At 66.7% G+C, this 21995-nt stretch carries 21 protein-coding genes; 5 read left to right on the top strand and 16 right to left on the bottom strand.

Features of this window, described 5'->3' with window-relative positions; genetic code table 11:
• Positions 1-20: 20 nt before the first annotated feature.
• The 10 genes from SIN08_RS05040 to SIN08_RS04995 all read right to left on the bottom strand — a co-directional run bounded on the left by SIN08_RS05040 (position 21) and on the right by SIN08_RS04995 (position 10444).
• Positions 21-1262 carry an ABC transporter substrate-binding protein gene (locus tag SIN08_RS05040; protein WP_322450483.1) on the bottom strand — a complete coding sequence of 414 codons (1242 nt, stop codon included), beginning with the start codon at positions 1260-1262 and terminating at the stop codon, positions 21-23.
• Positions 1263-1294: 32 nt separating this feature from the next.
• Positions 1295-2329 carry a LacI family DNA-binding transcriptional regulator gene (locus tag SIN08_RS05035; RefSeq protein ID WP_322450482.1) on the bottom strand — a complete coding sequence of 345 codons (1035 nt, stop codon included), beginning with the start codon at positions 2327-2329 and terminating at the stop codon, positions 1295-1297.
• A 131-nt stretch (positions 2330-2460) separates the two neighbouring features.
• Positions 2461-3042 carry a Fic family protein gene (locus SIN08_RS05030; protein WP_322450481.1) on the bottom strand — a complete coding sequence of 194 codons (582 nt, stop codon included), beginning with the start codon at positions 3040-3042 and terminating at the stop codon, positions 2461-2463.
• Between the two features lie 372 nt (positions 3043-3414).
• On the bottom strand, positions 3415-4410 hold the full coding sequence (locus SIN08_RS05025) for a Gfo/Idh/MocA family oxidoreductase (RefSeq protein WP_322450480.1): 996 nt from the start codon (positions 4408-4410) through the stop codon (positions 3415-3417).
• A gap of 31 nt (positions 4411-4441) precedes the next feature.
• The gene (locus tag SIN08_RS05020) at positions 4442-5248 is read right to left on the bottom strand and encodes an alpha/beta fold hydrolase (RefSeq protein WP_322450479.1); all 807 of its coding nucleotides are present in this window, start codon (positions 5246-5248) and stop codon (positions 4442-4444) included.
• A complete protein-coding gene (locus SIN08_RS05015) occupies positions 5245-6348 on the bottom strand; it encodes an LLM class flavin-dependent oxidoreductase (RefSeq protein ID WP_322450478.1) in 1104 nt (367 codons plus the stop codon). The genes SIN08_RS05020 and SIN08_RS05015 overlap by 4 nt, the downstream gene beginning before the upstream one ends.
• Positions 6349-7118: 770 nt before the next feature.
• Positions 7119-8243 (bottom strand): Gfo/Idh/MocA family oxidoreductase, encoded by a 1125-nt coding sequence (locus SIN08_RS05010; protein ID WP_322450477.1) that lies wholly within the window; start codon positions 8241-8243, stop codon positions 7119-7121.
• Positions 8244-8358: 115 nt separating this feature from the next.
• Positions 8359-8778, bottom strand: a complete 420-nt coding sequence (locus SIN08_RS05005; protein ID WP_322450476.1) for a cupin domain-containing protein — start codon at positions 8776-8778, stop codon at positions 8359-8361.
• Between the two features lie 305 nt (positions 8779-9083).
• Positions 9084-10148, bottom strand: coding sequence for an Ldh family oxidoreductase (locus SIN08_RS05000; RefSeq protein WP_322450475.1), 1065 nt, complete (start codon positions 10146-10148; stop codon positions 9084-9086).
• Entirely contained in the window at positions 10145-10444 is a 300-nt protein-coding gene (locus SIN08_RS04995) for an antibiotic biosynthesis monooxygenase family protein (protein WP_416208015.1), read from the bottom strand. The genes SIN08_RS05000 and SIN08_RS04995 overlap by 4 nt, the downstream gene beginning before the upstream one ends.
• 212 nt (positions 10445-10656) lie before the next feature.
• Between SIN08_RS04995 and SIN08_RS04990 the strand changes: the two genes are divergently transcribed.
• From SIN08_RS04990 to SIN08_RS04980, 3 genes are all read left to right on the top strand, one after another.
• The gene (locus SIN08_RS04990) at positions 10657-11220 is read left to right on the top strand and encodes a flavin reductase family protein (RefSeq protein WP_322450473.1); all 564 of its coding nucleotides are present in this window, start codon (positions 10657-10659) and stop codon (positions 11218-11220) included.
• A gap of 141 nt (positions 11221-11361) precedes the next feature.
• Complete coding sequence (locus SIN08_RS04985; protein ID WP_322450472.1) at positions 11362-12450, top strand: Gfo/Idh/MocA family oxidoreductase; 1089 nt, start codon at positions 11362-11364, stop codon at positions 12448-12450.
• On the top strand, positions 12447-13364 hold the full coding sequence (locus tag SIN08_RS04980) for an NAD(P)-dependent oxidoreductase (RefSeq protein ID WP_322450471.1): 918 nt from the start codon (positions 12447-12449) through the stop codon (positions 13362-13364). Before SIN08_RS04985 ends, SIN08_RS04980 begins: the two co-directional genes overlap by 4 nt.
• A 336-nt stretch (positions 13365-13700) precedes the next feature.
• Here the strand turns inward: SIN08_RS04980 and SIN08_RS04975 are convergent, their stop codons facing one another.
• The 5 genes from SIN08_RS04975 to SIN08_RS04955 are packed head-to-tail and all read right to left on the bottom strand — an operon-like array spanning position 13701 to position 18596.
• Positions 13701-14651 carry a tripartite tricarboxylate transporter substrate binding protein gene (locus SIN08_RS04975; RefSeq protein ID WP_322450470.1) on the bottom strand — a complete coding sequence of 317 codons (951 nt, stop codon included), beginning with the start codon at positions 14649-14651 and terminating at the stop codon, positions 13701-13703.
• 35 nt (positions 14652-14686) lie between these two features.
• Positions 14687-16237: a tripartite tricarboxylate transporter permease gene (locus tag SIN08_RS04970; protein WP_322450469.1), complete on the bottom strand. Its 1551-nt coding sequence runs from the start codon at positions 16235-16237 to the stop codon at positions 14687-14689.
• Between the two features lie 3 nt (positions 16238-16240).
• Complete coding sequence (locus SIN08_RS04965; protein WP_322450468.1) at positions 16241-16750, bottom strand: tripartite tricarboxylate transporter TctB family protein; 510 nt, start codon at positions 16748-16750, stop codon at positions 16241-16243.
• 22 nt (positions 16751-16772) lie between these two features.
• Positions 16773-17666, bottom strand: a complete 894-nt coding sequence (locus tag SIN08_RS04960; protein WP_322450467.1) for an AEC family transporter — start codon at positions 17664-17666, stop codon at positions 16773-16775.
• Positions 17667-17711: 45 nt separating this feature from the next.
• Positions 17712-18596 (bottom strand): NAD(P)-dependent oxidoreductase, encoded by an 885-nt coding sequence (locus tag SIN08_RS04955; RefSeq protein WP_322450466.1) that lies wholly within the window; start codon positions 18594-18596, stop codon positions 17712-17714.
• A 383-nt stretch (positions 18597-18979) separates the two neighbouring features.
• Here SIN08_RS04955 and SIN08_RS04950 point away from each other — a divergent pair, with 383 nt between their 5' ends.
• Positions 18980-19951: a LysR family transcriptional regulator gene (locus tag SIN08_RS04950; protein ID WP_322450465.1), complete on the top strand. Its 972-nt coding sequence runs from the start codon at positions 18980-18982 to the stop codon at positions 19949-19951.
• 78 nt (positions 19952-20029) lie between these two features.
• Here SIN08_RS04950 and SIN08_RS04945 read toward each other — a convergent pair whose 3' ends face one another.
• A complete protein-coding gene (locus tag SIN08_RS04945; protein WP_322450464.1) occupies positions 20030-20956 on the bottom strand; it encodes a dihydrodipicolinate synthase family protein in 927 nt (308 codons plus the stop codon).
• Positions 20957-21261: 305 nt separating this feature from the next.
• Here SIN08_RS04945 and SIN08_RS04940 point away from each other — a divergent pair, with 305 nt between their 5' ends.
• Positions 21262-21945, top strand: a complete 684-nt coding sequence (locus SIN08_RS04940; protein ID WP_322450463.1) for a GntR family transcriptional regulator — start codon at positions 21262-21264, stop codon at positions 21943-21945.
• The last annotated feature ends 50 nt before the right edge of the window (positions 21946-21995 follow it).

Here is a 21995-nt window from a genome sequence, read left to right as displayed (position 1 = left end):
TAGGGGCTGCTCGAGGTCTGTCAGTAGTCCGACATGTCGATCATCGACTGCATCTCCTCCTGCAGATACTGGAACGTGCCATCGACGTCGTCGGTGTAGAAGATCTCGCCAATGAAGGTGCTCCAGGGGCTCGTGGACGAGTTGATCAGGTCGTTGTAGATCGGCGTTCCCGGCGTCTTGCCGTTCGCCATCGCCTCGGTCGCGGTGGCGTAGCGCTCGTCGAGGCCTTCCAGGGCCTCTTCGGCCACGGCGCCGTTGACCGGAATGCCGGTCGCTCGGGCGAGGATCCTCTGCCCTTCGAGCGAGTACATGAAGTCCACCCATTCTCGGACCGGCTCCATGTCCTCGATTCCGGCGGTCACGACGAAGTTGTCGCCGCCCGCGAACGAGGAGAACCCGCCCTCCTCGCCGGGAATGAAGCCGACGCCGTAGTTCAAATCCGGATAGTCCGCCTTGAGCGCGCCGATCGCGAAGGCACCGGAGAGTTGCAGGCCGATGTTGCCCCCGGCGAAGGCCGCCAGGAAGTTCACCCCGTTATCGGTCTGTGCGCCGGCCGGAACGAGCCCGTCCTCGATCATTCCGCGGTAGAGATCGACCGCCGCCCGCATTTCGGGCGTGTCGAGCGTGGCCGTCCTGGCATCGTCGGAGAACAGTTGCCCGCCCGAGGCCCAGACCATCGGCAGGAAGGTGAAGGCATTGCAGCCCGGGCAGGTACCTGCGTAGTAGAAGCCGTGGATGTCCTCGCCCAGCGCGTCGATCGCGGCGGCATGCTCGGCGATCTCGGCGAAGGTGGTCGGCGGGCTCTCGGGGTCAAGCCCGGCCTGCTCGTAGAGGTCCTTGTTGTAGATCACCAGCGACGCGTCGGCGCCCATGGGCAGCCCGTAGATCTTGCCCTGATACGTGCCGACCTGAATGTGGGCGGGCGACAGTTCGTCGAAATAAGGCAGGGACTGCGCGAACTCCGTCAAGTCCTCGAGCTGCCCGGCCGCGGCGAAGGCCTGGGTGTAGACCAGGTCGATTGACAGGATGTCGGGCGCCGAGCCGCCGGCAGCGGCTGTGGCATACTTCTGCACGAGTTCTGAGCTCGGCACGATCTGCAACTCGATCTGGGTATCGTGGCTCTCGTTGAACACCTCAATCATCTCGGGAAGGAACACTGCAGTGTCGTCCCGCCCCCAGATGGTCAGCGTCTCCTGCGCCGCCAAGGGCGATGCGGCCCCCAACAACGCGGCAATCGTCAGTCCGCTAGTCAGTTCTTTCATGGTTTTTCTCCTCCTCAATTGTATCGCCCCGGTCAGCCGACCGGCCCGATCGTCGATGCCCTGCGCACCAGGGTGCAGGGCAATCGGGTCGTCCCTTCCGCCTGGTGCTCTCCCGCGATCATGCGCATCAGGGTGAGCCCCACCTCCCGGCCGAGTGCGGGCAGGTTCATGTCGATCGAACTGAGCGGTGGCCGGGAATCCTCGGCCAGCACGTGCCAGTTGTCGAAACCAATCACGGCGACCTGTCCAGGGACCGCGATGCCGCGTTCGCGCAGGGCGTCGACCAGCCCGTGCCCGATTTGGTCGTTGCCGCAGAAGACCGCGTCGGGCCACTCGGCCTCGGGCCTGCCGTCAAACAGCTCGGCCACGGCTGTGTGCCCCCAGCGCTGGGACCAGTCGCCGTTGAGGACCGCCATATCGGATGCCAGACCGTGCGCGGCGAGCGTCTCGCGCCAGGACGCGGCCCGCTCCCGCACCACGCGGAAGCGCTCGGGCCCGGTCACGTGAGCGATCCGCCTGCGGCCGATCTCGATGAGATGGGTGACCGCCAGCCGCGCCCCTTGCTTTTCGTCTGGCGCCAGCGTGACCCCGTGCTCGGGACCCTGGCTGAGCGCGTAGACAATCGGAACGGGCACGCCGCTTAGATCGATGTCGGGCAGACGGTCGACCCGCCGGCCCGAGATGATGAGCCCGTCGACCCGCTTCTGCAGCAATGCGTCGAGATGCGTGGCACCGAGTTCGGGCGGTCCGTCGATGGTGCAGAGAAAGACGGACATGCCGTGGGCGATCAGCCCCTCCGTAACCCCCGCCATGAGCGGCAAGCTGAAGCGGCCGTAGGTGTCGTCGGTCAGTAGCCCGACTGAGGAACTGCGGCTGGACTGCAGCGCTCGCGCCATCGCGTTCGGGCGAAAATCGAGCCTCTTGGCCGCGTCGAGGACGGCCTTCCGAGTCTCCTCCGACACCCGACCTGTGGCGTTCAGGACCTTGGAAACAGTGGCAGTCGATACCCCCACCGCATTGGCCACGTCGCGGATCGTCACGCGCAAGCCTCCACCCTGGTCCCTCATCGATCCCTCTCATGAGTAATCGTTTAACCACTACATCGAAGTTGGCGATTCGACAAGGGTAAACGTTTAATCTACCGCAAGCAGCTTTGGTTGAGCGTGAGAATGATGACATCCCGGTAGGCCTGACCACGTCATTGCGCCGCCAACATCCAAAAACAAATGCCTCCGATGACAATCGGAGGCAGTCTGATGCCCCTGTGTCTCAGGGGTCCCTCTTGGAAGCGCCCCATGCGGCCGTTGCCGTCCATGTAAGGATGGATGTAGACGAAGATGAAATGCCCGAGCACGACCCGCACGGCCGGATCCTCTTCGGCAGCAAGCAGTTCAAAGAAGACCGGCATCGCATCGCGCACCGCGTGAGGGGGCAGCGGCACATGCATTGAATTGCGGATGAACACGCGGTCGCTGCGATAGCCGGCAAGATCTGCGGGTCTGGCAAGGCCCGCGGTCACGCTCGGGGCGAACAGCTCGCGATACCAGTCCCCGTGATCGCGATCGGCGACTGTGCCGGGATTTTCGTTGCCGAGGACAGCGCGCACACTTGTCTTCACGGCCTGAAAAGCAAGGTGGTAGCCGCGCGCGGCCAGCGCGTCTCGATGCTCGCGGTCCTGCTCGTCCTGGTCCGGGTTCCAGTTACCGGTACGCACGCGCTCGATCAGTGCCGGGCTGACACGGTAGCCCTCGATCGAGAGCGAGTGATAGGCATCCGTCACGTAGATGTCTTCGACGCGCTTGAGGTAGGCTTCGATATCGTTGGGACGGCCGGGTGCGGGCGGGAATGCCCGAAGGCTTTAGAACGCTTCGCTTGCCAGCACCAACCCGACGGGCGGCATGATGTTCATGTTTCGTTTGAACTTAGCGTACGATTCTGAACAGCTCTTGTTCTGACCCCTCGTGGGGGCGGCGGCCGCTGAAACGAATCGAAGTCTCAGGACGTACCGCGATACCACGGGAAAGACTCGGCAAATCGGCGATGCGCGACCCGTACAAGGCTCGGGCCAGTCGAAGTCGGAGCCGCAGAAGAATCGTTTTCTGAGGATCTGCGGCCAAGCCCTTGCCGCGATTCGCGAAATCCCGCCACAGGCTCATCCGGGCCGCGCGGTATCGCCGCTGTCGGCGGCGCGCACGATGGCCTCGTAGACGGCGATGTTGCCGACCAGTTCCTCCTCGCTCCAGGGATAGGCGGCGCAGCCGGCGATCGCCTCGGCGAAGGCCTCCAGATTGGCGACCACCGCATCCGTCCATTCCAGCCGCTCGTGGCGCGGCTCGCCGCCCTTCGGACAGTGGAGCCAGTCGGTCACACCGCCGGGCGTGTCGGGATGGGTGCCGTTGCGGATCTCGACCCAGCCATCGGAGCCGAAGACGTGAAAGCGCATGAAATGCGGCGTGTTGAGGATCGCCTGGAGATGCGCCGTCATGCCCGCCCGGAAGCCGAGCTGGGCGACCACCATGTCGCCCGTCGGCCAGCCGAGCGTGCGGTCGCGGATCTGGGCCTGAACGGTCTCGACCGGGCCGAACATCCAGAGGAGAAGGTCGGTCAGGTGGATGCCCATGCCCGTCATACCGGCACCGGGCGACAGCTCCTTCGAGGTGCGCCAGCCGCCGGCGGGAATGCCGGCAAGTTTGTCATGGCTGAAGGCCGCCTCGGCATGCATGATCGTGCCGAGTTCGCCCGCCTCCAGCATGGCCTTGAGTCGGCGCATGGCGGGCTCGAAGCGCCGCTCGTGACCGATGCCGAGCACCACGCCGGCCTGCCGGCAGGCGGCGACGGAACGGCGGGCGCTTGCCGCCGTGATGCCCAGCGGCTTTTCGCAAAAGACGTGTTTGCCCGCCGCCGCGGCCTGCCGCACCTGCTCCTCGTGCAGCATGTGGGGCGTGGTCAACACCACCGCCTCGACGCGCGGGTCGGCCAGCACCGCCGCATAGTCGGCGACCGGCTCCACCCGGTGGGCGCGAATGTCTTCGTGCAGCGCCTCGACGGGTTCGGCCACCGCAATGACACGTATGCCGCCACGGCCGGCAAGGCGGGTGACGATGTGCCGGCCCCACCAGCCGAAGCCGGCGACCGCGACGTTCAACAAGACGCCCTCCCCTCCTGGCGTGCCCGCGCCCTCATGCGCCGTGCTCGCTTGCGGCCACGGCGAGCCACGGCCGGACCGCGCCTGCAAAGGCGTTCGGGTTCTCCATGTTGGGCAGATGGGCGAGCCCCGGCAGCACGGCGAGTTGCGAACGCGGGGTGGCCTCGGCCATGGCCGACATCACCTCCCGCGGCGCGCCCTGGTCCTCGGCGCCGGCGACATAGAGCACCGGCGGGCGCATGCCCGGAAGATCCTTCAGGTAATCGAGCTCCTGAAGCGCGCGGGCACAGCCGGTATAGCCGGTCTGTGGCGTGGCGAGGATCATGCGCCGGGCCTTTTCGCGGACCTGCGCGTCGCAGCCGGGCGTGAACCAGCGCGCCAGCGTGCCCTCGGCGATCGCCGCCATGCCGCCTTCCCGGATGGCGGCGATGCGCTCATTCCAGCCCGCCACGAAAGGCGGCGGATTGTCGGCGCGCGCGTCGCAGACGATCATCCGCCCCACGCGCTGCGGGTGCTGCAGCCCCAGCCCGAGCGCCGTCATCCCGCCGAGCGAAAGGCCCATGATATCCGCCCGCTCCGCCCCGACATGGTCGAGCACGGCCACCATGTCGGCGACCAACATGTCGAAGCTGTAGGGCCCTTCGGGCGCGCTGCTTGCGCCGTGGCCGCGCGTGTCCCAGCGGATGACGCGATGCGTCTCCAGCAGGAGCGGCATCTGCGCGTCCCACATGGAAAGGTCGGAGGCGAGCGAATTCGCCACGAGCAGCCAGGGCTTTCCGGCCTCGCCCTCGACCTGCACTGAAAGCCGCGCCTCGCCCGAGATCACGGTGTCGCGGCTCATTGCGCCGCCTCCCGGCCCTTTTCCGCGTCGTTGACCATGGGCAGCACCTTTTCCGCCATCAGTTCCATGGAGCGGCGCGCCAGTGCCGGGTCCGCCCAGTCGTGCCCGGCATAAAGCAGCGTGCCGAAGCGCCCGGTGAGCTCGCGGAAGGCCAGCAGCTCCTCGGCCACCTTGTCGGGCGTGCCGAAGATTACCAGCCGGTCGACGACATGGTCCAGCGTGACCGCATCGTCCGGCATGTCCTGATCCTCCTTGAACAGGTTGGCGCGCCCGCCCGCCTTCATCTTGGTGAGGAGCTGGCGATAATAGTAGACATACGGGCTGTCGGGCCGGGTTGCGTAGTCGCGGGCCACGGCCGGGTCGTCGGCCACGAAGACGCTCTTGGCCACGCGCCAGTTGGCAAGGTCGGCCGCGCGCCCGCCCTGCTCGCAGCCCTCGATATAGCGGCCGCGATGCGAAGCCACCCATTTGGGCATCAGGAAATTGGCCGAGATCGGCTCCCATCCCCGCGCGGCGGCCGCCGTCACGCCCTTGGAGAAGGGGGCGACGGCGGTGACGACGATCGGCGGATAAGGCTTTTGCAGGGGCTTTGCGACGATCCCCTGGCCGATGTCGGGCATCATGGTGCGCTCGGTCGTCAGGCTCCAGAACCGGCCCGCCAGATCGTAGGGCGGTTCCTGCGACCACAGCGCCAGGATCATGTCGATCGCCTCGAGAAACATGGCGTTTCGGTCGGCGTCGAGATTGCCGAAGGCTTCCGAGTCGGACAGGAGCCCGCCCGGGCTGATGCCGAAATTGAGCCGCCCGTCGAGCAGATGGTCCAGCATGGCGATCTGCGCCGCGACATGGGCGGGGTGAATGTTGGGCAGGTTCACCGTGCCGGTGCCGAGCCGCATGCGCTTCACGTCGCGGGCGAGCGAGGCGATGAACATGGCCGAGGAGGTGATGTTCTCCGCCGCGTCCGTGACGTGCTCGCCGACATACCCTTCCGCAAAGCCCAGCGCGTCGGCGAGCATGAACGCCTCCCGGTCCTCGCGCAGGGACTGGCGCCAGTCCTTGTCAAGGGGATGAATCGGCATGGTGAAGAAGCCAAGCTGCATGAGCGCCTCCAATGCGTTTGCCGCATGCTAGCGCGCCGTGGCGCGGCCGCAGAAACGATAATATCTGATAGGGGTTATCGGATTCGAGGATGGCCGGCAGCCGGGCCGCCCTGCAGAGGCTCGTGACACCGGCTTTCAGCACCATGGCGCATTCTGCATACCCCTCTCTTGCGATTTCTAACACTTAGCTTTCGGCTAAGATGTTGAAATCGCTTTCTCTCCCCTTGCTTGCGGGAAAGAAAGCAAATTCCTGAGTTTGGCGCAGCCAAGCCCTTGGAATTTGCAAGTGAGGGGGCAGCGGCGGAACCTGACTGCAAAACGCTTTGGTTGGCATCGCTGCATCACTCCATGGTCGCGCATATTCGTTCCCGCGCGGCGTTCCGCCGGGTGATGGGAAAGAACCGGGAAGCGGGGCGCGTAGACCGTGCCTCTCGGTTTTCAATGGTGGCGCGCTCGACGCGCCCCGCCGGCCGCTGTCCCGCAATCGACCGGTCAAGGAGGCTCCTTTTGCCCTTGCGGGCGCTCAGGCCGGTCACTCAGACGCCTGAACCGACCCCCCGCGGCTTCTCCGCGTCCTGCAGCGTCAAGTGCAGGACTCCGGCCTGTCGCGGGCCCTCACATGCCTCCGGGTACCGTTTCCCGGAGGGGGAGGCTGCCGCCGCTCTCCCTGATCCCCGGTCTGGATCCGGTTCCCGTGAGAGCGATGGAGGGACGATAAATCGCGCGGAAGGGGCGGGTAAATCGGCGAATAAAATTCTGGCGCCGCGGGCTCAGTCCTCCGCCATCAGCTCCTTTGGATCGACGGGCAGCGAAACGGGGCCGCCCCGCCGTGCGGAAAGGTCCATCGCCATGGTGAGCACGAGATTGCGGTGGCCGTCGCGCGCCGTGGCGTGCGGGGTCTCCTGGCCCATGCACAGCCGCTGGTACCAGGAGACCGTCTCCTCCCGCATCGGCCCCCAGAGCTGATCCATGTGAAGGTCGCCCGGCGGATAGCTGGTGAGAAAGTCGACATGCCGGGGCGCGCCGGGCGAAAAGCCGTCGGGGCTGTAGCCCGCCCCCTGCGCCACGTCGGAGGCCAGCACCAGGTCGCGATGCGTGTCCTCGATGTCGATGACGCCCTTGGTCCCGACGATGCCGATCTCCAGGCCGTAGACTGAGCCCGGCCAGATCTCCGGCAGTGCCCAGGAGATGTTCATGGAAAAGAGCGTGCCGTCGTCCATCTCGAAGACGCCGAAGGTGGAATCCTTGGTGCCGTGCGCCGACAGCACGCGCTCGTTCGAGCGCGCATAGATGGAAACGGGCTCCTTGCCCGCCATCAGCCACATGGACATGTCGAGGCTGTGGGTGCCGGAGACCACCATGGGCGTGAGGTGGCGGCGGTCCTGCGTGCGCCGCACCGTGGCGATGGGCACCATGCGGTTCATGAAAGCGCGCGTGACCACCGAATGCACGTCGCCGATCTGCCCGGTGGCGAGCCGCTCCTTGACGGCCAGGAAGCGGCGGCGGAAGCGTTGCGTGTAGCCCATCACCGCGTCGACGCCCGCTTTCTCGATCGCCTCCAGGATGCGCAAGGACACGCGCGCGTCGGTGGCGATCGGCTTTTCGATGAAAAGGGCATGGCCCCGCTCGGCCGCGCCCAGCACCGGAGCGCCGTGATTGTTCTCGTCGGTGGCGACGATCACCGCGTTCACTTCCGGCCGGTCCAGCAACTCGTCCATATCGGTGGTGAAGAGATCGGCCGCGCAATCGGCCTTGAGCTGCTCGCCGAGCTCGCGGTTGACGTCGCACAGCCCCAGCCAGCCGACGCCCGGATAGTCGCGCGCCAGAATCGCCCTGATCCGGCCGATCGTGCCGCAGCCGATGATCGCCAGTCCGATTTCCTTCTTCACCGCCATGTGCTGCCTCCCTGCCGCGCCCGGAGCGCCAACCGGAGGGCAGGTTATGGAGCGTGGGCGCGAAGCAGAAATTATGATTCGTGCTGGCGGGGATCAGCTTTCCGGATGAGGGCCTTCAGCCCTTGGGCTGGGCGCGGTCGCCGGCGCCCAGATGGACGACCGTCTCGCCGGTTGCGGCGAAGGTACGCGTCACCTCGCCGGCATCGTAGATGAACAGCATCAGGACCGGTTCCTCGCCGACATTGTAGAAGCAGTGCACCTCCCCCGCTGGGATATAGGCGACCTCCATCGGCCCGATGGGCCGGCGCTGTCCGCCGAACTCGGCCTCGGCGCGGCCCTTGAGAATGACGATCTGCTCGTCGCAATTGTGGTGGTGCGGCGCCACGCTCCTGCCGACGGGCAGCGTCGTGGTGCCGGTCGTCACCCCGGCGCCGCAGATGCCTTCGTTGCACAAGAGCCGGGTGACCACGCCGCCGCCGCGGTCGAATTCATCTATATCGTCCAGCTTGCGCACGGTCGCGCGTTTGTCGGCCAAGGCGGCCTCCTATGACTTATTGAGACTGAGCATTGCAGCCACGTCGTGCATCCCCTCACTTGCGATTTCTAGCACTTAGCCTTCGGCTAAGATGCTGAAATCGCTTTCTCTCCCACAACAAGGGGAGAGATAAGGCCGGCATCGACTTCGCTGCCACTGGCAAAGGTGGATGTGTTGCAGAGGCCTGGATGGGTGCGCCAGCCTCCCCCCTTGCGGGGGAGAAAGCAAAATCCTGGGTTTGGCAAAGCCAAGCCCTTGGAATTTGCAAGAGAGGGGGTGGTGGCCAAGTCAATTCTCGACAAACCTTATTCCAATGGCGCGACGCCGCTTGCCGCGGCGAGCGCATTGAGCTTTTCGACGAGCAGGGCGGAGAGCGGGACCCCCTCGGCCAGGCGGCGCTGGCGGGTGGAAAGCGCCCGCTCGCCGGGAAGGCGGATCGCGTCGAAGCCCGGCCGCAGGGCCGAACTCGTCATCTCCTCGCCGATCCGCGCCACCTCGCGCTTGAAGGTCTCCACCTCGTGGAAGCTCGCCACATCTATGGCGACGATGAACTGCCCGGTATTGGTGACCGAGCTGTCGTCGGCATTGTAGTCGACCACGTCGCGCCCCATGGCCGCTCCGTTCAGCGTGCCGGCGAGAAGCCCGAAGATCAGCGACAGGCCGTAGCCCTTGGGCCCGCCGATGGGAAGCAGCGAGCCGCCCGCCGCCTTTGCCGGATCGGTGATCGGGTTGCCCTCGCCGTCGATCATCCAGTCTTCGGGCATCGCCTCGCCCTTGTGGGCCGCCAGCTTGACCTTGCCATAGGCGGCGACCGTGGTGGCCATGTCGAGCAGGATCGGCATCGTGCCCTCGGCCGAAGGAATGGCGACGGCGATGGGATTGGTGCTGAGCAGCATCTCGATGCCGCCCCAGGGCGCCATGTGGTTGGCGCTGCCGACCGCCACGTAAAGGCCGATCATGTCGTGGTCGAGCGGGATCTTCGCGTAGACGCCCGCCGCGCCCGCGTGGTTGGAGTGATGCGCTCCGACCCAGCCGATGCCGTGGCTGCGCGCCCGAGCGACGGCCTCCTGCGCGCAGCGCTTCATCACCAGATGGCCGAAGCCGTTGTCGCCGTCGACGAGGGCGGTGGCGCCGCGCTCGCGCTCGACGCGGATGTTCGGGCGCGGGTTGTAGCCGCCGGCGCGCAGCCGCTCCACATAGCGCGGCAGGCGGAAGACTCCATGCCCCTCGCCACCCAGGAGATCGGCCTCCACCATTAATTCGCCCACGCTGGCCGCATCGGCCTCGGGCAGGCCCTCCGCCCGCAGGATGGCGGCGACGAACTCGCACAGGCGCGCGGGCGCCACCGTGGCGGGTTCGGAAATGCTCATGTCTCCTCCCCGAAATGGTGTGCCACGAGGTTCAGGTGCTCCACCTCCGGCGGCTCAGCGAAAGTCTCGCCCACGAGGCGCCGCCACGTCTGGAAATCCTCGGACTCGCGGAATTGGACGGTGTGGTCCTCCAGGGTTTCCCCTTCGACCACCAGCACGTAGAGGGCGGGATTTTCCTGCGACCGGCGCAGCGCCATCGCGCGGCAGCCCTTGGCCCGCCGGAAGAGTGGCGCCGCCTCCGCCACGCCCGTTTCGAAGGCCGTCTCCATGCCCGGCTTGACAACTATCCGCGCCATTTCAACTATCATGCCGTTCCTCCCAATCTCGGCGAGAGTATAGACCGCCCCTGGCGAGTTTAAATCATAAATGCTTCTGGCCGCCATAAGCCCGGCGGATAGGCCTGCCCGCCCGCCGCAACGCTGATGGCCGGCAACAGACTTTCTAATTTGCCATTCGCCGCGCTGCCTGAGAGGCTTCCGGCCGTGACCGCAGAAGGAAGGTTCGCTGCATGACGCGACAGGTCGTATCATTCGACGAGGCCGGGCCCGACCTCAAGCTCTTTCGCAACGCGCTCGGCCGCTTCGCCACGGGCATCACCGTGGTGACCACGCGCACGCCGGACGGCAAGCGCGAGGGCATGACTGCGAACTCCTTCTCCGCCGTCTCGCTCGACCCGCCGCTCGTCCTTTGGAGCGTCAAGAACGAAGCGCCCTCGCTCCCCGCTTTCCTCACGGCGGGCATGTTCGCGGTGAATGTGCTCAGCGAGGAGCAGGCCTGGCTGTCGCATCACTTCGCCACGCCGCGGGCGGAAAAGTTCGACGACGTGGACAGCACGGACGGCCATCGCGGCTGCCCGCTCATTCGCGACGCGCTGGCGCGCTTCGAATGCCGGTTGGAGCAGACGGTGCCGGCCGGCGATCACCAAATCCTGATCGGCCGGGTGCTGCGCGCCAGCTATGACGAGGCCGCCGCACCGCTCCTTTTCAGCGGCGGGCGCTACGCCATCGCCGCGCCCCTGCCCAATATCGACGCCACCAGCGATCTCGCCGCCATGTGGGAGGGGCTGGGATGAACTCCCGCGCCGTGCATCACGAAAGTTGATCGGCCGGCTGGTGACAAATTATTTCCCGCCCGGCGTGCCGGGCGGTAGACAGGGCGGGAGACTTGCCGTCCGGACCGGGCGGCGCGGCGCAAAATCGGGGAGCAGAAAAACGTGAAACAGGTCGAAGCCGCTGTCATCGGAACGGGCTGGTGCGGGGGCATCCGCTCCGAGACGCTCGCCAACTCCGCGCTGGTCGACAGGCTGCACATCTGCGAGATCCGCCCCGAGCGGCTGGAGGAGGTGCGCGCCCTCACCGACCCCGCCACCGCCACGCTCGATTACAAGGAGATCGTCGCCAATCCCGACATCTCCGTCGTCTACATCTCCACCACGCCCGAAAGCACGCATTTTCCCATCGCCCGGGACTGCCTGAAGGCGGGCAAGCACGTGCTCCTCGAAAAGCCCATCGCCATGGAGTTCTGGGAGGCCGACGCGCTCATCAAGCTCGCCCGCGACAACGGCGTAAAGTTCACCATCGGCTATTCGCAGCGCTTCAACACCAAGATCGCCTACGCCAAGAAGAAGATCGCCGACGGCACGCTCGGCCGTGTGGTCAATGTCATGGTCAGCCGCCATCTCTCGCGCAGCCTGGGCAAGAAGATCGCCTCGCGTGTGCGCCTTTCGCCGGCGGCCATGGAATCCACCCACGACCTCGACTTCGTCTTCTGGCTCCTGGAGCCGGCTAAGCCCGTGCGTGTCTATTCCCAGGGAGCCTATGGCTACATGAAGGAGGTCAACGGCTCCTACGACACCATGTGGAGCACCGTGACCATGGACGACGGCACGCTGGTGGTGGTCGGCGGCGGCTGGAACCTGCCGCCGAGCTATCCGAACTTCTGCGCCACCTGGATGGAGATCACCGGCACCGAGGGGGCGCTCTTCCTCGATGACACGCATCGCGACAACTGGTTCAACACCATGGAGGGCGGAACGCGCTTTCCCATGTCGACCATGCCCGGCGAGCAGGTGGACCATGTCTTCGCCGGGCAGATGGGTCCCGAGACGCTGCACTTCCTGGAATGCGTGCTTCAGGACCGGCCGGTGATGGTGGCGCCGGAGCACGCGCGCATGGTGATGGAGAGCTACCGCGCCGCCGACCTTTCCGCCGAGACCGGCGAGCCGGTGGACCTGCCGCTTTCCAACCGCTCCATCGCCCAGCTTGCCGATCTGATGGAGGCCGGCGGGCGGGCCGCAAAATGAGCGCCGCCGCGCTAAAAGCCGGTATCGTCGGCCTCGGCAATATGGGCCGCGGCATCGCCGAAAATCTCGACAGGGCCGGGTTTCTGGCCGCCGCCTGGGACGCGCATCCCCCTGCCCTTTCCGCCTGCACGCTCGGCGGCACCGTGGCGCGGCGGCGGGAGGCGGTGGCCGAATGCGCGGTGATCCTGCTCGCGGTGCCGGGTAGCGGCGAGGTCAGCGCGCTCTTCGACGATGGCCTGCTCGACGGCCCCGCCGGCCGTGTCTTCATCGACCTAACCACCTCCGACCCGGAGGCGACGCGGGCGCTCGCCGCGCGGGCGGAGGCCGCCGGCGCGGCCTATCTCGACGCCGGCATGACGGGCGGCGCGGCGGGCGCGGCCTCCGGCAAGCTGACATTGATGCTGGGCGGTGAGGAGGCGGCCCTTTCCCGCGCCCGGCCCGTGCTGGAGCAGATCGCCGCGCGGCTCTTCCATCTCGGGCCTTGCGGAGCCGGGCACGCCATGAAGCTCGCGCACAACATGATCTGCCACACGATCTTCCTGGCCACGGCCGAGGGCTGCCGCGCCGCCGAGAAGGCGGGCGTTCCCCTGGAGCGCGCAGTGGAGGTGCTGAACGCCGGCAACGCGCGCAGCTTCGTCAGCGAGCGGCGCTTTCCCGACCACATCGTCTCCGGCACATTCGACGGGCGCTCGCAGGTCGCCAATCTTGCCAAGGATTTGGCCATGGCGGCCGAGGTCTTCGACCGCCTCGGACAGCCCGCCGCCTATGCGGGGCTCAGCGCGGAGCTGCTGGATACGGCCCGCCGCCTCGGCATGGCCGAAGAGGATTTTACCCGCCTTTATCCCGAATATGACCGGGTGATCGGGGCGTGGGACCGCCCACCGATGCAAGCTGCGAAATCAAAACGCCAGTAGATTCAAATAGCTGCCAGGGCAACATCCCCTCTGTTGCAAATTCCAAGGGCTTGGCTACGCCAAACCCAGGAATTTGCTTTCTCCCCCGCAAGGGGGGAGATAGGCGCACGCACCGAGGCCTCTGCAATTCATCCACCTTTGCGAGTGGCAGCGAAGTCGATGCCGACCTTATCTCTCTCCTTGTGGGAGAGAAAGCGATTTCAATATCTTAGACGAAGGCTAAGTGTTAGAAATCGCAAGAGAGAGGATACCATGCGCGGCAGTGCTGAATCTGACAGGCAATGAAAAACGGGCGGCCTCGGGGCCGCCCGCAATACCGTTCGATAGTCGCTTCCGCTACTGCGAGAAGGACGACACCAGGTCGGCGTATTCGTCCGACTGGCGCTGCCTCAGCTTGTCATATTCGGCCCCGTCCACATGGGCCGTGTTCTCGCCGAGCCGGCCCATCAGGCTCTGGAACGTCTCGTTCTCGTTGAGCTTGGCGAAGGCGTCGCGCAGCACCTGCAGGCGCTCCTCGGGAACGCCCGCCGGCGCCAGCACCGGCCGGTGCATGATGCCGATGTCGGAGACGATATCGAAGCCGAGCTCGGTGGTCGTGGGCACCCCTTCGACGATCTGATCCTCGCCGACCACGAGCAGCGGGCGCAGGTCCTGCCCGGCCAGCACGGACGGGAAGGCGAAGGTGAAATCGACGTCGCCGGCCAGAAGCGCCTGCATCACGGGGCCGCCGCCCTGATAGGGGATGAGCGTGGCCTCGACGTCCACCTCGTTGAGCAGCGCCAGCCCCGGCACCATGAAGGCGCCCCAGTTACCGCTGTGTCCGAAGCGCAGCTCGCCGGGGTTCTCGCGGCCATATTCGACCAGTTCCTCCCAGCTCTGATACAGCGAGTCCTCGCGCACCACCAGCACCGGCTGCGCCGAGTTCACGCGGGCGACCGAGACGAAGGACTCGTTAGGATCGTAGGGCAGGTTCGCCACGTGCTGCTGAAGCTGATCGATGAAGTTGTGCGTGAACAGCAGCGTATAGCCGTCGGCCTCCGCCTCGGCCGCCGCGGCGGTGCCGGTCTGGCCGCCGGCGCCGGGCATGAGCTGCACCACCACGGGCTGGCCGAGATATTCGGGCAGGACCGAGGTGATGACGCGGGCATTGAGGTCGTGCGAGCCGCCGGCGCCCAGCGGGATGATCATGGTGATCGGCCGGTCGGGATAGTCCTGGGCCGCCAGTGGCGTCGCCGCGAGCCCGAGCGCCGCGGCCAGCGCGAGCACCGTTTTCTTGATCGGTTTCATTATCTCCTCCTTCGGTTGATGTTTCTCGGGATCGTTCAATCCGTGCGTCCCGCCGCCTCCTCCTCCTTGGCGCGCTGGTCCCGGACGGCGCGCTTGGCCGCCCGCGTCCGCCGGCCCTGACGACTGGCGATCCAGAAGATCAGGACCGGTGTGAGGATCACCACGGCGACCGTGATCGGCCGCGAGCCGATCAGATAGCCGAAGAGATCCCCGCGGGAGAGCAGGACCGACTGGCCGACCGCGTATTCGAGCGGCGGCAAGAGGATGAAGCCCATCACCAGCGGCGTCACGTCGAAGCCCATCTTGCGCGCCGCATAGCCGAACACCCCGAAGGCGATCATGAAGTAGAGATCCATCGGGTTGGAACGGTAGACATAGGTGCCGGCCACCGCGAACAGGAGCATCAGGGGCACCAGATATGCCTTGTTGATGGTCACCACCCGCGAGAAGACGGGAGTGAGGAGATAGCCGATGATCACCAGAAGGACGCAGGCGACCAGCATCGACAGGAGGATGGCGTAGACGAGCACGCCCTGATCCTGAAAGAGCTGCGGTCCGGGCCTCAGCCCCTGCGCGACGAAGGCGCCGAGCAGGATGGCGGTGATGTTGTCGCCGGGAATGCCGAGGGTGAGAAGCGGCACCATGGTGGGCCCGTTCACGGCATTGTTGGCGGCCTCCGGCGCGGCCACGCCCTCGAGCTCGCCCTTGCCGAAGCGCTCGGGCGTCTTGGAGGCGTTCTTGGCCGCCGAATAGCCCATGAAGGCGGAGACCACCTGGCCGACGCCGGGGATCATGCCGATCACCCCACCGAGCGCGGTGGAGCGCAGGATGGTGCGCAGAGAGCGCCGGAACTCCCCCCAGCGCAGCCGCTCGCCCTCCGGGCGCGTGCGCTCCGCCGTGACGATGGAGCCCTGGCGGCGCTCGATGGCGAAAAGGATTTCGGGAATGGCGAAAAGGCCGATGATGAGCGGCAGCAGGTTGACGCCCGCCTGCAGCGCATGGAAGCCGAAATCGAAGCGCACCATGGCGCCGATCGGATCCTGCCCGACCATGGCGATGGACATGCCGATGAACAGCATCACCATGCCCTTGAGAAAGCTGCCCGAGCTCGACACGACGATGATGAGCAGGCTGAGAATGAGGATCGCCGCAATCTCCGGCGGGCCGATCATCAGGGCGATCGCCGCGATGAGGCCGATGACGAGAATCGTGCCGAAGGAGGACAGGAAATCGCCGATGGCCGAGGCCACCAGCGCGATCTCGAGCGCCTTGCGCGACTGGCCGTTGCGCGTCATGGCCGGCCCGTCCAGCGTGGTGGCGACGGCCGCCCCCGTGCCGGGAATGTTGACGAGGATGGCCGGTATGCTGCCGCCGAAGATGCCGCCCTTGTAGACGCCGATCAAAAAGGGAATGCCCAGGATCGGCTCCAGGAAGAAGGAGATCGGCAGCACGACGGCCATGGCCATGACGGTCGTGAAGCCCGGCAGCGCCCCCACGAAGATGCCCAGGCACATGCCCGCCGCGATCATCGCCAGCACGTCGAAGCGCATGATCATGAGGGCCGCTTCTGCCAGGGTCTCGAACATGGCTCAGTTCCAGGGAAACGGCGGCAGGGAGACGGTGAGCATGCGCGTGAACAGGTAATAGATCGCCAGTGGCGCCACGACCCCCACGAAGGCGATGCCGAAGACGTTGCGCGAGCCGTAATAGAGAGAGATCGCGCTGGCGACGAGCGCGCTGGAAAGGGCGTAGCCGAGGGGCCTGAGCAGTGCCACGTAAAGGACCATCGCCACGAGAACCACGGCCAGGTTGCCATAGGCCAAGGCCGGCAGCTCGCGGAAGGGGTTCGGCTCGTTCATCCTGAGGCTGGCGACGAAGTAGAGCGCCCCGATGAGGATAAAACCGATCGCGGCGATGCGCGGGAAAAGCGTGGGGCTGATGCCCGAACTGTTCTGCCCGAAAATGGCGGGCGGCTCCTGCACCTGGTAGGGAATCATGAGCCAGACCGCCACGCCGAGCGCAATGCATCCGAGCGCCACGACGGTGTTGTAGCTTGCCCGGAGGGGCCGCCCCCCGCCGCCATTCGCCTCACTGAACATTCTCATGCCTCCCAAAGCGGAGTCAGCCGCTTCCCGAGAACCACATCGCCACCCAGACGATGAGCGGCAGGCCGGCGAGCGTCGCCGCCGTCGAGACGACGATTGTGCCCGCCACGCGCTCGGGCGAGCGCCCGAAACGCTCCGCGAACAGCACGTTAACCACCGCCGAGGGCATGGTCGCCATGATCCAGACCACCCCGGCCTCCACCCCGGTGAGCCCGAACGCTGCGACGATCGCCACCGCACCGGTCGCCCCGGCGAGGAAGCGCAGCGCCGCCATGGCCGTGGCGATGCGCAGGTCCGCCACCTTGAGCTGCGACAGGGACACCCCGAGAAGAAGGAGCATGGCCGGGATGACCATGCCGCCCAGAAGCTCGGTCGTGCTGGCGATCCATTCCGGCACCTCGATGCCGGTCACCAGCACCAGGATGGTCACCGCGCTGGCATGGACTATGGGCTGCTTGAGAAGGGAACGCAGGTCGAAGCGGCCGGCGCTGACCACCAATCCCAGCGTGTGCTGAGAGACCGCGACCACCAGGAAATAGGCTATCCCCAGCGCCAGCCCCTCGCCGCCGAAGACCATCGCCGTCAGCGGCACGCCCATATTTCCGGAATTGCCGTGCATCGCCGAGAGCAGATAGGTGTGCAACGGCAGGCCGCTCGCCCGCAGCACCGTCACCCCCACCGCCGCCGAGACGGCGAGCACGCAGACCGCCGAAAGCGCGATGGCGCCCACCTCTTCCGTGCTGATCTCGGCGCCGGTCAGGGTGGCGAAGATCAGGCACGGCGTGCCGATCCTCAGCACGAGCGAGCCGATCGTGTCGTTGTCGAAGGGCATGCACACACGCGCCCAGGCATAGCCCAGCCCGACGATCGTCAGCACCGGCGCGATGACCGACAGAATCTGCAGGAACAAGGCGGCACGCCTCCCTGATCTCGCCGCATGGAAGCGCATGCCGTCTCATGCCGGGCGCTCGCAGTTCGCCAGCCGCTCCATCACGCGGCAGACAGCGGCGGCGTCGAGATCGGCTAGCCCTTGCGCCGCGGCGGCATGGTAGAACTGCACCGCCGCCTGGTAGAGCGGGATCGGCGCGCCAACGCTCGCCGCATGCTCGGCGATGATGCGCGAGTCCTTGAGCGGCACGGAGAAATTCATGCCTTCCTTGGCATAATCGTTCTCCGCCATCAACTTTCCGCGAACCTCGAACATGGCCGAACTCGAGCCGCTACCCGAGATGACCTCGTGGAACATCTTCGGGTCGAGCCCAGACTTCATGGCCAGCACCATCGCCTCCGCGGCGACGGTGTTGTGCACGAGATTGAGAATGTTGCCGCAAAACTTAATCTTTGATCCGTTGCCGAACGGGCCGACGAAATGATCCTTCTTGCAGAAGGTTGCAAGCAGGCCGCGCACCGCTTCGTAATCCTCGCGCCCGCCGCTGCAGAAGGCGGTGAGCCCCCGGCCGAGCGCCATGATGCGGTTGCCGCTGACGGGACAGTCGAGTACGCGACGGCCGGCCGCCTCGAGAATTTCGCGCGCACGCTCCTTGTCGGCGACCGACAGAGTGCTGAGCTCGACGACGATCTGACCGTCATGGGCGACCGCGGCCAGTTCGGCGGCGACGGCATCCATAGCGGCGGCGTTGGGAAGGCAGGTGAAGACCACCGGACATTCGCACGCCACCTGGCCATTGCCGGAGGCGATACTCGCCCCCTCGGCGACGGCGTCAGATCGCGCCGCCTCGGAAAGATCGAAGGCCAGCACGCGCCGGCCCGCCGCGGCAATATTGCCGCAAATGGCGGAGCCGAGGACGCCCAGACCGATGAAGCCGACCTCGTTATGCAATGACTCTCCTCCCCAGGCGGGACGGGCTGAACGCCGCCCGATCGCCGGACCGCACCAGCCACCAAAGATTCCGATATGCGTCTTTTCCTCAGCCTGTGATATACCACAGGGCGGAGGATGGATGTCAAGCATCCATTCCGCCGGCGCGGCGTTCCGGGCGCAATTTCACAGCCATGGCGCGGAAAACCAGCCGCCCGGACGGGCCTTGCGGAGCCGGCGAGGCGGCGCCACTTCCCGAAAGGGCACGAATAGTGATATATCATATGGGCGCCGAAGGAACGCGGAGAGATTTGTAGACGGCGGCGCAAGATGCAGGCGACCGGCGACGCGGCGCTTCGCGCGCTGCCGGCCGGCGGAGCCGCGGGAGCCAACGGGAGAAAGCGATGCAGTGCAGTCTTCGCGACATATCGATCTTCGTGGCGGCGTATGAGGAATGCTCCTTCACCGCCGCCGCACAGCGCGAGAACGCCACCCAGTCGGGCGTCTCCCAGCACATGCGCAACCTTGAGCACATGCTGGGGGTGCAGCTCTTCCTGCGCGAGCGCGGCGGCGTGACGCCGACGCCGGCCGCCGCCAGCTTCTACCGCCATTGCCTGAACGTGCTGCGCGCCCACGCCGCCGCGGGCAGCGAGGTCGCCCGCTTCGCCGAGGGCGAGGCCGGCGAGATGCGCATCGGCCTGATGCCGACCATCACCAGCCACGTGCTTTCGCCGGCGCTCGACGCCTTCATCCGCGCCGCGCCGAACGTGGTGGTGCGCATCACCGAAGGCTACAGTGCCGCGCTGACGCAGATGGTGCAGGCGGGGGAGCTCGACTGCGCCATCGTGCCGTCGGTGACGCCGGCGCCCGGCGTGCGCGGCCGCTTCTTCGTGCGCAGCGTCGAGACGCTGGTCTCGCGCGCCGACAGCGGCCTCGATCACCTCGCCCCCGTGCGCCTCGGCGATCTCGGACCGCTGCGCCTCGTCCTTCCCGACCCGTCCAACATCCGCCGCCAGATGATCGAGGCCTATTGCGCCTCCAACGACATTGAGATCGCCCAGATCGTCGAGCTCGACGCCATGCTGGGCACGCTCGACTTCGTCTCGCAGACGGACTGGGTGACCATCCTGCCGGCCATCATGATGGCCGCAGAAGGCGGCCACAGGAACCTGACCGTCAACCCCATCGCCGGCCCCGACCTGCATGTCGACCTGATCATGATAGAGCCGATCCGCCGCCCCCTCGGTCCTCACGCCAGCCGCTTCGTCGCGCTTCTGGAGGCGGAGGCGCGCCGCCTCGCCACGGCCTGGGAGAAGGGCGGCGGCAGCCTGCGCGCCGCGCCGGAGGCCTCCCCGCGCGCGCTGGCGCGGGCCTGAGGGGAGACAGCCGCCGTGCCGGAATGCCGGGATAACAGCCACGCCGCGCCCCCGCGCCCTGTCGCGGCGCGCCACGGCTCAGGCCGAGGCGCCTGCTCCGCCCGGCACACGCCAGCCCGCCTCGGCGAGCCGCGCGCGCAATGTGCGCAGATCCTCGGCGGGAAGCGGCAGCAGCGGCGGGCGCAGCGTGGCAAGCCGCTCGTCTGCGAGCTCCGCCGACAGCACCCCCTTGGCGGCCGGGATCAGCGGATATTCGGAGAAGATCCTGCGGATTTCGGCGGCCTCGGCCTGCAGCGCCTCGGCCTCGGGCGTGCCCAGCGCGTCGAAGAGGCGGCGGATGCCGGCCGGATTGATGTTGCCGGAGGCGGTAATGCAGCCCACCCCGCCCAGTTCGTGCGCCTTGACGAGCACGCCCTCGGAGCTGGGAAAGACGCGGAAGCCGGGGGAGCGGCGCAGGATCGCCTCGGTGTTCGACCAGTCGCCGGAGCTGTCCTTGATCCCGAGCACCGTCTCGGGAAAGTCGCCGGACAGCCGCTCGATCAGATCGTGCGGGATCGCCACACCGCTCATCTGCGGGATGTGGTAGAGCCACAGGCCGAGATCGGCCGAGCCCACCGCCTCGATCACCGCCGCATACCAGGCATAGAGCCCCTCGACCGAGACGGGCTTGTAGTAGAAGGGCGGCAGCGACAGCACGCCCCCGCAGCCCAGCCCCACCGCGTGGCGCGTCAGGGCGATCGTGTCGCCGAGGGCGCTCATGCCCACGCCGGGCATCAGCCTTTCGGCCGGCACGCCCGCCTCCACCAGCGCCTCGAGAAGCGACATGCGCTCGGTGACGGTCAGCGAATTCGCCTCGCTGGTGGTGCCGAAGACGGCCAGCCCGTGGGCGCCATTGTCAAGCAGCCAGCGGCAGATCGACACGAAGGCCTCGCGGTCGGGCGCGTAATCCTTGTCGAAGGGGGTGACGACGGGCACGAGCAGTCCGCCGAATTGTGTCTTGGCCATCGGGCTTTGCCTTTCTCCTGTGATCGCGGCTCGGCCGCCACCCGCCGTGGCCGGTTGTGGCGGCCGCCACGTGCCGCGGGCTGTCGACCTGATATTTCTCGAAGCGGGCCGCTCGCCGCTTAGAGGATAGGATACGGGGCCCGCCGGGCGCCGTTTTTGAGATTCCGACGGCCTTGGAAATCTGTCAACTGAAATATTAAGGATTGACACGTCGCGCCAAAGGAAGCTTTTATGGAACCATCGTCCAAGCCCGCATTTCAGGCCAAAAAGGTGCGGATTTTGCGGAGAACGGAAGCAGCGGGAAGATGAGCGTCGCCGGAAAATCGCAGGAGTTGGTTCGCACCAACATATATCAGAGGCTTCGCTCGGAGGTTCTTTCGTGCGTCCTGCGGCCCGGACAGCAGCTTCAGGAGCGCGATCTCGTCGCCCGCTTCCAGGTGAGCAAGTCGCCGATCCGCGACGCGCTCCTGCGGCTCGAGGCGCAGGGGCTGGTCGAGGTGCTGCCGCGCAAGGGCTATCGCGTGCGCCGCATCGACATAAAGGACGTGCGCGACATGTACGGCCTGCGCCAGATCCTGGAGCGGGAGTGCATCACGCTGATGATCGAGACGGCGCCGGACGAGGTGCTGGAGGGGCTGGAGGCGTTTCGCGCCGGCCCGCTGGAAGCGGGGCTGACCGCCTGGATCGAGTACAACCGCGCCTTTCACGCGTATATCGCCGCCAATTGCGGCAACGGGCGGCTGGCCCGCATCGCCCGCGACGTGATCGAGCAGTTCGACCGCCTGACCTATGTCAGCGTCACAAGCACGGGCGAGATGTCGCTCGAGGCCTATGTGCGCGAGCACGGCGAGATCATCGACGCCATCCGCGCCCGCGACCGGCGCCGGGCGGTCTCCCGCGCCCGCGAGCACATCGAAAGCTCGCGCAGGCGCGTGCTGGACCGTCTCGAATCCCTTTCCGTCGTCGATTCCGATCCGGAGGGCCGGTGACGGCGCCGGCGATGCGGCGCGTGCCGCACCGGTGACAGCAAGGAGGAAGA

Source organism: Chelativorans sp. M5D2P16 (assembly GCF_034427935.1).
In the GTDB taxonomy this organism is placed as follows: Bacteria; Pseudomonadota; Alphaproteobacteria; order Rhizobiales; family Rhizobiaceae; genus Chelativorans.
Note: the sequence above shows the minus strand (reverse complement) of the source record. Positions and strands in the feature narration are given on the sequence as shown.

What these genes read in the sequence shown, in the direction of transcription:
- SIN08_RS05040 (WP_322450483.1), bottom strand. Translation starts at nt 1,262, where the DNA reads ATGAAAGAACTGACTAGCGGACTGACGATTGCCGCGTTGTTGGGGGCC.
- SIN08_RS05035 (WP_322450482.1), bottom strand. Translation starts at nt 2,329, where the DNA reads ATGAGGGACCAGGGTGGAGGCTTGCGCGTGACGATCCGCGACGTGGCC.
- SIN08_RS05020 (WP_322450479.1), bottom strand. Translation starts at nt 5,248, where the DNA reads ATGAGCCGCGACACCGTGATCTCGGGCGAGGCGCGGCTTTCAGTGCAG.
- SIN08_RS05015 (WP_322450478.1), bottom strand. Translation starts at nt 6,348, where the DNA reads ATGCAGCTTGGCTTCTTCACCATGCCGATTCATCCCCTTGACAAGGAC.
- SIN08_RS05010 (WP_322450477.1), bottom strand. Translation starts at nt 8,243, where the DNA reads ATGGCGGTGAAGAAGGAAATCGGACTGGCGATCATCGGCTGCGGCACG.
- SIN08_RS05000 (WP_322450475.1), bottom strand. Translation starts at nt 10,148, where the DNA reads ATGAGCATTTCCGAACCCGCCACGGTGGCGCCCGCGCGCCTGTGCGAG.
- SIN08_RS04995 (WP_416208015.1), bottom strand. Translation starts at nt 10,444, where the DNA reads ATGGCGCGGATAGTTGTCAAGCCGGGCATGGAGACGGCCTTCGAAACG.
- SIN08_RS04990 (WP_322450473.1), top strand. Translation starts at nt 10,657, where the DNA reads ATGACGCGACAGGTCGTATCATTCGACGAGGCCGGGCCCGACCTCAAG.
- SIN08_RS04980 (WP_322450471.1), top strand. Translation starts at nt 12,447, where the DNA reads ATGAGCGCCGCCGCGCTAAAAGCCGGTATCGTCGGCCTCGGCAATATG.
- SIN08_RS04975 (WP_322450470.1), bottom strand. Translation starts at nt 14,651, where the DNA reads ATGAAACCGATCAAGAAAACGGTGCTCGCGCTGGCCGCGGCGCTCGGG.
- SIN08_RS04970 (WP_322450469.1), bottom strand. Translation starts at nt 16,237, where the DNA reads ATGTTCGAGACCCTGGCAGAAGCGGCCCTCATGATCATGCGCTTCGAC.
- SIN08_RS04965 (WP_322450468.1), bottom strand. Translation starts at nt 16,750, where the DNA reads ATGTTCAGTGAGGCGAATGGCGGCGGGGGGCGGCCCCTCCGGGCAAGC.
- SIN08_RS04950 (WP_322450465.1), top strand. Translation starts at nt 18,980, where the DNA reads ATGCAGTGCAGTCTTCGCGACATATCGATCTTCGTGGCGGCGTATGAG.
- SIN08_RS04945 (WP_322450464.1), bottom strand. Translation starts at nt 20,956, where the DNA reads ATGGCCAAGACACAATTCGGCGGACTGCTCGTGCCCGTCGTCACCCCC.
- SIN08_RS04940 (WP_322450463.1), top strand. Translation starts at nt 21,262, where the DNA reads ATGAGCGTCGCCGGAAAATCGCAGGAGTTGGTTCGCACCAACATATAT.